Here is an 11,837-nt window from a genome sequence, read left to right as displayed (position 1 = left end):
CTACAATTGTGTGCGAATTCAAGAAAAATTAAACCACCTATCCCCTAAAGAATTTAGGGAACAAGTGGTTTAGGTGTTTTGATTGGTGTCCCCTTTTCGGGGGTCACTTCATTTCCTCGGTGTTTTTTCTTAACCAATAGCATGTAATACAAACATAGCTAAGAATAAGCATGTAATGATATACATAGATGGTGCGACTTCTTTACGCTTTCCAAGAGCAACTTTTAAGATAGGGTAAGCAATAAATCCGAACGCAATGCCATCAGCGATACTATATGTGAGCGGGATCATAACGATAATTAAGAATGCTGGAAATCCTTCTGAAAAGTCATTCAGAGGAATTTGTTGAATGCTTGTAATCATTAGACCGCCAATAATAATTAAGATTGGTGCAATGGCACTATCAGGAATTAATTTGACAAATGGAAGAGCAAACAGTGATGCAAAGAATAGCAACCCAGTAACGATAGACGTCAGACCTGTCTTACCACCTGCAGTAATACCTGCGGCACTTTCTACTGTTGAAACGGTAGGACTTGTGCCAAATAGACCACATGTCATTGCTGAAATTGCATTGGCTTGGTAAGCACGTGGGAATTTACGATCATCTTCTAATAAACCGTGCAGAAGTCCCATATTCTCAAAAATAAGCACCATGCTTAAAGAGAATGTTGCAATCCAAAATGGTAAGGAGGAAAGTTTCTCAAATGACATAGCTCCAAACACATCACCGTAATTAGCGAATGAGAATGAACTATTTCCCACTTGACTCGTATCCACAAGACCAAATAGCCATGCGATACCAGTTCCTATTGCAATCGTCCATAAAAAGTTTCCACGTACGTTGCGAATAAATAATACAAGTGCAATGATAAGAGTAAGTAATGTCGCAAGAACGACAGGATTACTTAATTTCCCCATTGCCACAGCAGTATTTGGGTTCGAAACGACTAAACCACCTTTTTGCAATCCGATAAACGCTAAAAATAATCCGATGCCGACAGTAATCGCTTCCTTTAATGACTTTGGAATTGATACTGATAGCACGCGAGCGATTGGTGTAAAAGCGGCAATTGCAAAAATAATACCAGAGATAAAGACAGCAGCCAAAGCTTCTTGCCAAGTTAGTCCAAGCGTATGCACAGCTGTGTACGTAAAGAATGCATTTACACCCATACCCGGGACAAGAATAGCAGGTGCATTTGCCCAAAATGCCATGAGTAGACATCCGACAAATGAACTAAAAACAGTTGCTAAAATTCCAGCTTCAAGAGGAATGCCAGCATCTGATAAGATTGACGCATTTACAATCATAATATATACGATTGTGAAAAATGACGTAACTCCAGCTAAAACTTCTTGTTTTGGTGATGTTTCGTGTAAACCTAATTTAAATGTTCTTTCAAGTATTCCTTTCATGTTAAACCTTCTTTTTCATATCCCTCTCCCACCCGTGATATCTCTTTTGTAAGAGCTCACCGTTCTTTATTATATCAGAACATCATGTTTTTACAACAAGTAAAATGATAACGTTTACTTATAAAGAGAATTCGTTATAAATACGTAAAAATAGCCCGTATGGATGAAATGATTTCTAATTCACCCGATTGAATGGGCGGGGCTGCTTGTGCATGTAAAGTAGCATAAGACGTAACCTCCCTTGGTAATTGGGCAGATTCTTCAACGAATGAGAGGGGAACAGGATTAATATTTAAATTATATGTACTCGCAATAGCACGAGCTTTTTCTACTGCTTGGTGCAGAGCTTGAATGAGAGCTTGCTCATAATATTTATTTGGATGAGATACTCGGAAACGTAAACCTTTTGCTACATTTGCGCCATTTGAAACGGCTATATCATATACTTCCCCAGCTTTTTGTACATTTAAAACGGTAATTTCATACAAATGCTCCACGCGGTATCCTTGTAGCAATGCTTTATCATTTACATATTCGTATTGAGGAGTGATCGTATAAGAAATCGTTTCTATATCTTTATCGGCAATACCAAGCTGTTTAAGTGCATCCAGCAATTGTTTGGATTGCACTGCATTTTCTTCTTGAGCCTGTTTTACATTTTTATCATCTGTTCGAATGCCAAGCGTTAATATAACAACATTCGGTTTTGCTTTGACAATGCCTTCGCCTTGTACAGTAATAGTAGCTTCTTTACCAGTATTAGCAGTGCGTACGTTGTGTAAATAAGGATTCATTCCACCCTGCATTTTCCATCACCATCCTTTTTATATGTATATGTGTGAACAAAAAAGAAATTTATATGAAAAAAGTTACATAAATGAGAATGTTGAGGAAAGAAAGCATATACAACATAGGTATTTATAGATTATAATATGTGTAAATATGATAAAAAAGGGACGAGGCTATTGAACGAAAAAAGAGAAACGCTGATTTTAGATTTATCTGCATCATTTCGAAAAATGATACGTTTATTACAAAATGATATTAATACACGTTTTGCAGAACATATGCCATATAATGAATTTTCTGTATTACGTGCGTTATTTTTAAAGAGTCCACAGATGGCTTCGCAAATTGCGAGTGAAGTAAACGTAACCTCCAGTCATATTACAGCTGTTACAGATCGTCTCGTACGAAAAGGATTAGTAGAAAGAAAACGTTCTAATTCAGATCGTCGAATCGTGTACTTAGAAATTACAGAGCACGGAAGAGAAGTAACTGAAAAACTTGAAGCTGTGCGTAAAGAATATTATAAAGAGAGATTTAAAGGTTGGAGCGACCAAGAAATAGAAATGGTCTTAGAACTATTTGGCCGCGTATTATAATAAATGAGGATAGGAAGCGAAAGCATTCCTATCCTTTTTCTTTTGAATAAAAATATTTTGAAAATCCGATACTTTAATTAAAAGATCGGAGGAAAGATTATGAAATATATTGCTGCACTTACCATTTTATTTGGTGGTTTTTTCTATTTTCAAACATTCACGTACGCAGATACGCCTATCCAAGTGGTGCGAAAAGAAGTGAAGTATATTGAAGACGATAATACAGTTTTATATTCGAAATTATGGGTTCGTTCTATGCAAAACGCAGTATTATTCCACCATAGCGATAATATTCGTAATCAGGACACATTACGTAATGTAACAAGTTCATCGCTTGTTAAAGCGAAGCAACTATCTTTTCAGAAAGCGGCCCTCTATATACCGAGATTATCGCAATACGTATCAAAAATAGGAAAAGAAAACATTCAAGTGTACTACATTGCGATTCACTATAATGTGAAAAAACAAAATGCATATCAACTAGATGGCATGAACTATTTTCTACAAGTATTCGTGAAAGAGCGTGGGGAATGGAAAATTGCCGAAAGTATAGTTGCACCGACAGAGCAAATTGTGCAAAATGGTGATGGATTTGGGATGAAAGAAGAGATGGTGTATGGGGATAGGAGAGAGAATGTGAAATAACCTCCTTCAAAAGGAGGTTATTTCACACGCCAAGAAAATTTTAATAAGCGAGATAATAGTAGGTAGACTATCGTACTGGTCCCTATAAAACCAATATAATAATTTAAGATAGAATCACTTCCGCCCGCTGCCATTCCTCCAAACATTCCAATAAAGATTACACAACATATCATACATAGTGTTTTAAGCTTCGGATATAATAGGAAGTTTCCGTTTTGTTCATTAGGTGATCTTGTATATAAGTACATTCCTAAAGGGAATAGAATAAGTATATTTGCAATTGGACCGGTAAGTTTTGTTGCTGAAGGAATATACGTAAAATTAGGTTCATCATGACGTACGCCTTGTTGATCAGTATAAGCACGTTGAGGATCGTAATTAAAATTAATAGTGAATCCGCGAACGGGCGCTAAAATACTCATTTTTTCTATTACTGAACCGTAACGATCTATATTATCCTCCGTATAGACGGTATGATTGGAAGTAAGTCCAACCGTATGAATAGAAATAGCTCCGGCAATTAGAGTCGGCAAAATAAAAGGGAATCCAAGTATAGCAACACTGAAGAATCCTTGTGAAATCATATTACCAGCAATGGTTCCTATGCATAATGCAAGTGTGTATATAGCAATTAAGATGATAAACATGTATAAGAAATAGGTATGAAATGGTGAAAATATTTGATACTTATTATGAAAAGTAGTCTTTTTCATAATAGCAAAAAGTCCCCAATTCAATATAACGATAGCTACAATATTACACACACCAAAAAGCCATTTTGTCATGAAGAGATGTTTCCGTTTAAATGGCATAGACCATAAAATGTCACTTGATTGATTTTGACGCTCCCATCCAATAAGAATGCAGGCTAATATAATAAGGAGTCCTCCTTGAACTATGATAGCATCGGGAAGTGAAAGGTGATAATTGTACCGGTATATATATTTCCATTCATTATGTTCATGTAAATGTTTTAGTTGCTCGGCAGCTGCTAAATAGTATTTATATGATAGTACATAAAAACTTACTAACCAAAATAGCCAAACAGTATATTTACTTTGTTTATAGGTATGCACCCATAATGCTTTTTGAAACATAGGATCTCTCCTTTAAAAAACTTTATAGTTTGTAAGACGTGATAATATAAAATAAGTGACGATTCCAAATAAAAAGAATCCAACATAGTAACTAAATAATAAATCAAAACGTTTTAACATTTGCCCACCTATTAATGCAAAATAAAAGGTAGTACCCCACATCCAGAGTGAGTTGTATTTTGGAAAAAGGAAAATTTTCTTATTATGTTCATTAGGTGATCTTGCATAGAGAAACATCCCGATAAGTAAACTGAAAATTGTATAGAAGATAGGAACAAGTATTATTTTTGCAGAGTAATAACTATGAAAAGTAGGTCCCCTTTGTATTACTTTTCCATGATCTTCATCTGATTGGACAGTAGGGTGGTAATTATAACTAATTGAAAAGTCTAATATAGCGCTTGAAATGTTGGTCTTTTTATTGAATTTATAAATGTTTTCGAAATTCGTATAACTTTTATTCCCCTGTATTGCCTCAGCGTGAGCTGTAAAGAAAAGGAGTAAGAGTGAAAAGATTCCCATTCCCATTATGCAAAAAGTAATGCTGAAGATGCTTTGTGAAATAATACTGCCAGTAAATGTACCTATACATAAAGAGACAGTATAGATAGCGATATATGTGAAAATTGCATACAGGAAATATCGATGAAACGGTTCGAAAGATTGATATTCAAAGTGAATCGTAGATTTATAAATAAAATACATAAGACCCCAATTGATTAGAAATGATAGTACAATGAAAAATCCACCGAAAACCCATTTCGATAAGAACATATCACGTCTTTTAAATGGAAATGTCATAAGTGAATCTCCATTTTGATTACTTCGCTCCCAGCCAATTAATATACAGGATAGGATAATTGTAATAATACCTAACCAAAAGCTATTAGAAGAATAAAAAGAATAATGATAGTAGAACTTTTCTTCACCTATTTTTTCTGGATGGAGAAAGAGAGACTGTTGAGTTTCTGCTGCTTGATAGTATTCGAAAGATAAAAAATAAAGTGAACTGAAGAGAAAAAGTAACGCAGCATATTTCCCGCGCTTCCAATTCCACATCCACAACGCCTTATGAAACATACCCATCCTCCTCCAGTGTCGTAACGAAGACATCTTCAAGTGACATTGTTAATTCTTCAATGAGTATAGGTTGCTCTTTATAAAACTTCTCCAGTGTTGTAGCTACATTTCCCTCAATTAAGATTGTATATACTTTTCCCGTTTGGTTTAATATTTTAATATTGCTTAAGTTTTCTAGTTTTTGAGGTAATGAGCGTTCATAGGCTACTTGGATTTTAGCAAATTGTGATTTTGCATCGTCTAATGATGTAATAGAAGATACGGTATGTCCTTTTAACATAATAATTGTATCTGCAATTTGTTCTACTTCATCTAAATGGTGAGTGGAGATGAAAATGGTAATTTCTTTTTCTGCAACTTCTCCAACGAGAAACTGTAAAATCTGTCTTTTAACGATAGGATCCAGCCCGTTTGTTGGTTCATCTAAAATAATATATTCTGCCTGTGCAGCAACAGCTAAAATGATGGCAAGCAGTGCTTTCATTCCTTTTGAATAACTACGAATTCGTTTGTTTGGTAAGTTAAAACGTTCTAACAGTTCATAGAAATATGCTTCATTAAATGCGGTATAAACTTCTTTATAAAACTTTACGATTTCTTTTATCGTATAGCCGTTCAGTATATTAGTAGAATCAGGAACATATACAATTTTTTGCTTTATTTCAGGAAACTGATGAATGTTTGTATCTTCATATGTAACAGTTCCCTCGTCTGGGTCTAAAATACCGACCATCGTTCGCAATAAAGTTGTTTTTCCCGCGCCGTTTCTTCCGAGTAATCCGATGATACTCCCTCTTTGCAATGTGAAAGAAACATCGTCTAAAATTGTTTGATTATCAATTGTTTTCTTCAAGTTTGTCACTTTCAACATCCGCATTCCCTCCAATCTCTTTATAGTATGAATCTATCCAATCATGAATTTTATCTTTCGTAACACCAAGATAAGAGGCTTCTAATAGTAATTGATGAAATTGCTTTTCAACCATAGCGATTTTCCTTTCGTCTAATGTTGGGGTAATCGATTGAGATACAAATGTTCCTTTTCCTCGTAACGTTTCAATAATTCCTTGTCGCTCTAACTCTTGATACGCTTTACTCACTGTATTTGGATTTATAACGAGTAAAGAAGCGAGTTCGCGTACAGAAGGAAGTTTATCACTTGGAGCCAACATGTTTTTCAATACGAGTTCTTTTATATTTTGAACAATTTGTTCCCATATCGGAGTGTTGCTTCTTGGATCAAGTTGAATATGCAAGAGCAATGTCTCCTTCCTCATATGTATTAAGTGTACTACTTCGTGTAATACACTTAATACAATATAGGGGATGAATGTGTTTGTCAACTGAAAATGTTAGAAAAATTTGGTATTAAAAAAGGGTAAATTGGAAAAAATAGGTCTGATATAGAATGGAGGGTTAGTCATGAAGCGAGTTTTTGGAATACTTGTTTGTTTCATGTTATTGCTTTCTGGAACTTCAGTGAGTTTCGCACAATCTGAGAAAACGAAGCAGGAGAAAACAGAAGAAACAACACCGAAGTTAGCGGAACAAGCGTCGTCAGCAATCGTAATTGAGCAAGATACAGGTAAAGTTTTATTTGATAAAAACCCAAATGAAAAATTACCACCTGCTAGTATGACAAAGATTATGACAATGCTTTTAATTATGGAACAAGTTGAAAAAGGAAAACTAAAACTGACCGATAAAGTTAGAGCGAGCGAACATGCAGCTTCAATGGGTGGATCGCAAATCTTTTTAGAACCTGGGGAAGAGATGACTCTAAATGAGATGTTAAAGGGTATTGCAATTGCATCTGGAAATGACGCATCTGTTGCAGTAGCCGAGCATATCGCAGGTTCAGAAGAAGGATTTGTAAATATGATGAACAAAAAGGCGAAAGATCTAGGGCTGAAAAATACACATTTTCAAAACCCGACAGGTCTTCCGGCTAAAGACCATTATTCCACAGCAAATGATATGGCTATAATGGCGAGAGAATTGATGAAGTATCCACTTATTCGTAAATACACAGGTAAGTACGAAGATTATTTACGTGAAGATACGGATAAAAAGTTTTGGCTCGTTAATACGAATAAGCTAGTACGTTTTTATCCTGGCGTAGATGGAGTAAAAACAGGTTTTACGACAGAAGCGAAATATTGTTTAACAGCATCGGCTCAAAAAAATGGCATGCGTGTCATTTCAGTTGTCATGGGAGCACCAACATCAAAAGAACGGAACAACCAAGTGACGAAGCTTCTTGACTATGCATTTGGACAATATACGACAAAGAAATTGTATACGCGCGGCGAAAAAATTAAGACAGTTCAAGTAGGGAAAGGGAAAAAAGAAAAAGTAGATTTAGTTGCATCAGATAATGTTTCTCTTCTTATGAAGAAGGGCGAGAATATGGACAAGGTAAAACAAGAAGTAATTGCTGAAAAGAAAGTAAAAGCACCGATTAAAAAAGGTGACGCGCTTGGTACACTTGTTATTAAAAAAGATAAAGATGTTTTATTAAAACAAACAATTGTAGCAAAAGAAGATGTTGCTGCAGCGAGCTGGTGGGAGTTATTTAAAAGAAGTTTTGGGATGTTTTCAACATCAAAATAGCGGCAAATATTTTGCCGCTTTTCTATTCGTATGTAAGTGAATAATGCTGAAAGGTTTCACTTTATGACGAAATAGTTCTTCTTTTGTCAGCAGGAAGGATTCTTATTTTGTATCACGAAAATCTTTATGTATGTGAAAAAGTAAAGTTTGAGCATAAGGAGGAAATCGTGTGAGTCTTTCCATGCAATTAGAAGTGAAACGTGACGTCCTATGTGTGAGACTAGAGGGTGAATTAGATCATCATACGGCTGAAGAGTTGCGAACGAAAGTAACAGATATGATTGAGACACATGGTGTTCATCATATTGTTTTGAGCCTAGAGAACTTATCGTTTATGGATAGTTCTGGTCTAGGTGTTATATTAGGCCGATATAAACACGTAAAGGGATTAGGTGGAGAAATGGTTGTTTGTGCAATTTCACCGCCTGTTAAGCGTTTATTTGAAATGTCGGGCTTATTCAAAATCGTTCGCTTAGAAGAAAGTGAAGCGCACGCGCTCGCGACGTTGGGGGTGGCATAGATGAGAAATGAAATGAACCTTCAATTTTCAGCATTAAGTCAAAATGAATCGTTCGCTCGCGTTACAGTGGCGGCTTTCATTGCACAACTAGATCCAACGATGGAAGAATTAACGGAGATTAAAACAGTTGTGTCAGAAGCGGTTACAAATGCAATTATTCATGGATACGAAGGAAATGCAGAAGGTATTGTTTATATTTCTGTAATTTTGGAAGAAGCAATGGTGAAACTCACGATTCGAGATGAAGGGATTGGAATCTTTAACTTAGATGAAGCGAGACAACCCCTTTTTACAACTAAACCTGAATTAGAGCGTTCCGGAATGGGATTTACTATCATGGAAAATTTTATGGATGAAGTAGAAGTTATTTCAAACGAATCTTTCGGGACAACAATCCATTTGACAAAATACTTATCAAATAGTAACGCTCTATGCAATTAAGGAGAATAGCCTATGGACATAGAGGTCAAAAATGAGAAGAAGAAACCTCAGTTAAAGGACCACGAGCTAAAAGCGTTAATTCAAAAAAGTCAAGATGGAGATCAACAGGCAAGAGATACAATCGTTCAAAGTAATATGCGTCTTGTTTGGTCGGTTGTACAGCGGTTTCTTAATCGAGGATACGAACCAGACGATCTATTTCAAATTGGATGTATTGGGCTCTTAAAATCGGTAGATAAATTTGATTTATCTTTCGACGTGAAATTTTCAACATATGCAGTTCCCATGATTATTGGAGAGATACAACGTTTTTTACGTGATGATGGATCAGTGAAAGTTAGTAGGTCTTTAAAAGAAACAGGGAACAAAATTCGAAAGATGAGAGATGAGCTTTCGAAAGAGTTCGGAAGGGCTCCAACGATTAATGAAGTGGCAGAGGCACTAGAACTAACGCCAGAGGAAGTTGTTCTAGCGCAAGAAGCGAGCCGTGCTCCTTCATCTATACATGAAACTGTATATGAAAACGACGGCGATCCAATCACTATTTTAGATCAAATTGCAGATCAATCTGAAACGAAATGGTTCGATAAAATTGCTTTAAAAGAAGCGATTAGAGAACTAGATGAACGAGAGCGCTTAATTGTATACTTGCGTTACTATAAAGATCAAACACAGTCAGAAGTAGCAGAGCGCATAGGCATTTCACAAGTACAAGTTTCAAGACTTGAAAAGAAAATATTAAAACAGATGAAAGATCGAATAGACGAATAATTGTCTATTCGATTTTTTTATGCCGTTAATAGGAGAGAGATGTTAATTTTCGAAAGAATTAACAGAATTTATTGATAATTTAGTCAATTTAAAATATAATCCAAGTATGAACTTGTCATAAAGGGGGAAGGAAACATGGAAACGAGGCAACAATGGGGAACGAGAGCTGGATTTATTTTCGCAGCGGTCGGATCTGCCGTTGGATTAGGAAACATATGGCGTTTTCCTTATACAGCGTATGAAAATGGAGGAGGAGCATTCTTTTTACCGTACTTATTTGCATTATTAACGACTGGTATTTCATTGTTAGCGTTTGAGTTTGCCCTTGGTCATCGTCATCGTGGTTCAGCACCACTTACATTTTTCCGTATTAGCCCGCGTGCCGAATTTATTGGATGGTGGCAAATGTGCGTAACATTTATCGTTTCAACATATTATGCAGTGATTATTGCTTGGTCTATATCGTATACATACTTTGCAATTACTGGAGCATGGGGAAAAGACACGCAATCATTTTTATTTAAAGAGTACTTACATGTTGCAGATAAGCCAGGACAATTTGGAGGACTTGTACCGGAAGTATTAATTCCGTTAGCTCTCGTTTGGATTATTGTGCTTGGCGTTGCATTTAAAGGAGTTAAAAAAGGAATCGAAGTGGTTAACCGTATATTTATTCCTTTATTAGTTGTTATGTTCCTTATTATCGTCGTTCGTGCAGTGACGATGGAAGGTGCTATGCAAGGACTAGATGCATTCTTTAAACCAGATTGGAGTCGTATTTTTGATGGGAAAGTATGGCTTGCTGCTTATGGTCAAATATTCTTTAGTTTATCTTTAGCATTTGGAATTATGATTACTTATTCTAGTTATTTACCGAAAAACTCGGATACAACAAATAATGCCTTTATTACTGGATTTGCAAACTCAGGATTTGAATTATTAGCAGGTATTGGGGTCTTTGCAGCTCTTGGGTTTATGGCAAATAATATGGGAGTACCGGTTGATAAAGTAGCAAGTGCTGGCGTTGGGCTTGCGTTCGTAGTGTTTCCGCAAATTATTAATGAATTACCGATGTCACCGTTGTTTGGTGTATTATTTTTCTTATCGTTAACGGTTGCTGGAATCACATCACTTATTTCACTCGCGGAAGTATGCTTTGCTGCTGTGTCTGAAAAATTCAGTTTAAGTCGGGAAAAAACCATTGGAATTATGGGAACCCTTCTCGTGTTAGTTTCTCTTGCTTTTGCAACACGTGGTGGGCTTATGTTCTTAGATGTTGTCGACTATTTCGCTAATAATTTCGGATTAATTACAATTGCACTTGCGGAAGTAGTGACGATAGGGCTCATTTTACGTCGTTTACCAGTTTATCAAAATCATGCAAACTTTGTATCTGACATTAAATTAGGAACGTTTTGGAGAGTGAGTTTACTCGTTATTACTCCGCTTATGTTAGGGTATATGCTAATTGATGGTACAATCCAAAATATTAAAAAGAACTACGGAGATTATCCGACTGAGTTTGTTGTAACGTATGGTTGGTCGATAGCAGTAGCCTTCCTTATTGTTGCGCTAATTATTAGTCTAAAGAAATGGGATGCACAAATACATTCGGATTCTGCAAAGCTTGAAAAAGAATGGAAAGATCGAGGTGTTTCATAATGAGTGGATCAGCGATTATGATGATGGTTATTGGAATCGTAGTCATTTGGGGAGGGCTTGCATTAAGTATTGCAAACTTATTTAAGAAAAAGGCATAAGTAAAAACATCTGTACCGAAATGGTGCAGATGTTTTTTTATGAAAAAATTGTATTAGAAAAAAATTCAATAACCATACTACAACTACGAGGAAGAGTGAAGGGGTG

15 protein-coding genes are annotated in these 11,837 nt (G+C 35.8%); 9 read left to right on the top strand and 6 right to left on the bottom strand.

The window, feature by feature from the left end:
- Positions 1-73, top strand: a 73-nt coding sequence (locus MR143_RS33475) for an IS3 family transposase (protein WP_326245104.1), incomplete at its 5' end; no start/stop codon positions are given.
- 56 nt (positions 74-129) lie between these two features.
- Here MR143_RS33475 and MR143_RS19585 read toward each other — a convergent pair.
- Positions 130-1,419 (bottom strand): NCS2 family permease, encoded by a 1,290-nt coding sequence (locus tag MR143_RS19585; RefSeq protein ID WP_000676239.1) that lies wholly within the window; start codon positions 1,417-1,419, stop codon positions 130-132.
- 134 nt (positions 1,420-1,553) lie between these two features.
- Entirely contained in the window at positions 1,554-2,225 is a 672-nt protein-coding gene (locus tag MR143_RS19580) for an SIMPL domain-containing protein (protein WP_001161437.1), read from the bottom strand.
- Between the two features lie 159 nt (positions 2,226-2,384).
- Between MR143_RS19580 and MR143_RS19575 the strand changes: the two genes are divergently transcribed.
- Both MR143_RS19575 and MR143_RS19570 read left to right on the top strand, forming a co-directional pair.
- The gene (locus MR143_RS19575; RefSeq protein WP_001003305.1) at positions 2,385-2,804 is read left to right on the top strand and encodes a MarR family winged helix-turn-helix transcriptional regulator; all 420 of its coding nucleotides are present in this window, start codon (positions 2,385-2,387) and stop codon (positions 2,802-2,804) included.
- Between the two features lie 99 nt (positions 2,805-2,903).
- Complete coding sequence (locus MR143_RS19570; protein ID WP_000873776.1) at positions 2,904-3,449, top strand: hypothetical protein; 546 nt, start codon at positions 2,904-2,906, stop codon at positions 3,447-3,449.
- Positions 3,450-3,466: 17 nt separating this feature from the next.
- Here MR143_RS19570 and MR143_RS19565 read toward each other — a convergent pair whose 3' ends face one another.
- Genes MR143_RS19565 through MR143_RS19550 form a run of 4 tightly spaced genes read right to left on the bottom strand, consistent with a single transcriptional unit; the run spans position 3,467 to position 6,882 of the window.
- Complete coding sequence (locus tag MR143_RS19565; protein WP_000486565.1) at positions 3,467-4,546, bottom strand: ABC-2 transporter permease; 1,080 nt, start codon at positions 4,544-4,546, stop codon at positions 3,467-3,469.
- Between the two features lie 12 nt (positions 4,547-4,558).
- Complete coding sequence (locus MR143_RS19560; RefSeq protein ID WP_000468524.1) at positions 4,559-5,626, bottom strand: ABC transporter permease; 1,068 nt, start codon at positions 5,624-5,626, stop codon at positions 4,559-4,561.
- Entirely contained in the window at positions 5,616-6,497 is an 882-nt protein-coding gene (locus MR143_RS19555; RefSeq protein ID WP_000922110.1) for an ABC transporter ATP-binding protein, read from the bottom strand. Before MR143_RS19555 ends, MR143_RS19560 begins: the two co-directional genes overlap by 11 nt.
- Positions 6,463-6,882, bottom strand: a complete 420-nt coding sequence (locus tag MR143_RS19550) for a GntR family transcriptional regulator (RefSeq protein WP_000548037.1) — start codon at positions 6,880-6,882, stop codon at positions 6,463-6,465. Before MR143_RS19550 ends, MR143_RS19555 begins: the two co-directional genes overlap by 35 nt.
- A gap of 166 nt (positions 6,883-7,048) precedes the next feature.
- On the opposite strand from MR143_RS19550, the gene dacF reads away from it, so the two are divergent.
- The 6 genes from dacF (at position 7,049) to MR143_RS19520 (ending at position 11,731) form a co-directional block, all read left to right on the top strand.
- On the top strand, positions 7,049-8,239 hold the full coding sequence (gene dacF, locus MR143_RS19545; protein ID WP_000831991.1) for a serine-type D-Ala-D-Ala carboxypeptidase DacF: 1,191 nt from the start codon (positions 7,049-7,051) through the stop codon (positions 8,237-8,239).
- A gap of 169 nt (positions 8,240-8,408) precedes the next feature.
- Positions 8,409-8,759, top strand: coding sequence for an anti-sigma F factor antagonist (spoIIAA, locus tag MR143_RS19540; protein ID WP_000059135.1), 351 nt, complete (start codon positions 8,409-8,411; stop codon positions 8,757-8,759).
- Positions 8,760-9,200: an anti-sigma F factor gene (gene spoIIAB / locus MR143_RS19535; protein WP_001243398.1), complete on the top strand. Its 441-nt coding sequence runs from the start codon at positions 8,760-8,762 to the stop codon at positions 9,198-9,200.
- A 12-nt stretch (positions 9,201-9,212) separates the two neighbouring features.
- Positions 9,213-9,971, top strand: a complete 759-nt coding sequence (gene sigF, locus MR143_RS19530) for an RNA polymerase sporulation sigma factor SigF (protein WP_000350729.1) — start codon at positions 9,213-9,215, stop codon at positions 9,969-9,971.
- Positions 9,972-10,106: 135 nt separating this feature from the next.
- Positions 10,107-11,633, top strand: coding sequence for a sodium-dependent transporter (locus MR143_RS19525; RefSeq protein WP_000450085.1), 1,527 nt, complete (start codon positions 10,107-10,109; stop codon positions 11,631-11,633).
- A complete protein-coding gene (locus tag MR143_RS19520; RefSeq protein ID WP_000016826.1) occupies positions 11,633-11,731 on the top strand; it encodes a methionine/alanine import family NSS transporter small subunit in 99 nt (32 codons plus the stop codon). Before MR143_RS19525 ends, MR143_RS19520 begins: the two co-directional genes overlap by 1 nt.
- The last annotated feature ends 106 nt before the right edge of the window (positions 11,732-11,837 follow it).

The organism is Bacillus cereus group sp. BfR-BA-01347, from assembly GCF_022663835.1.
GTDB classification, from domain to species: domain Bacteria; phylum Bacillota; class Bacilli; order Bacillales; family Bacillaceae_G; genus Bacillus_A; species Bacillus_A thuringiensis_K.
Note: the sequence above shows the minus strand (reverse complement) of the source record. Positions and strands in the feature narration are given on the sequence as shown.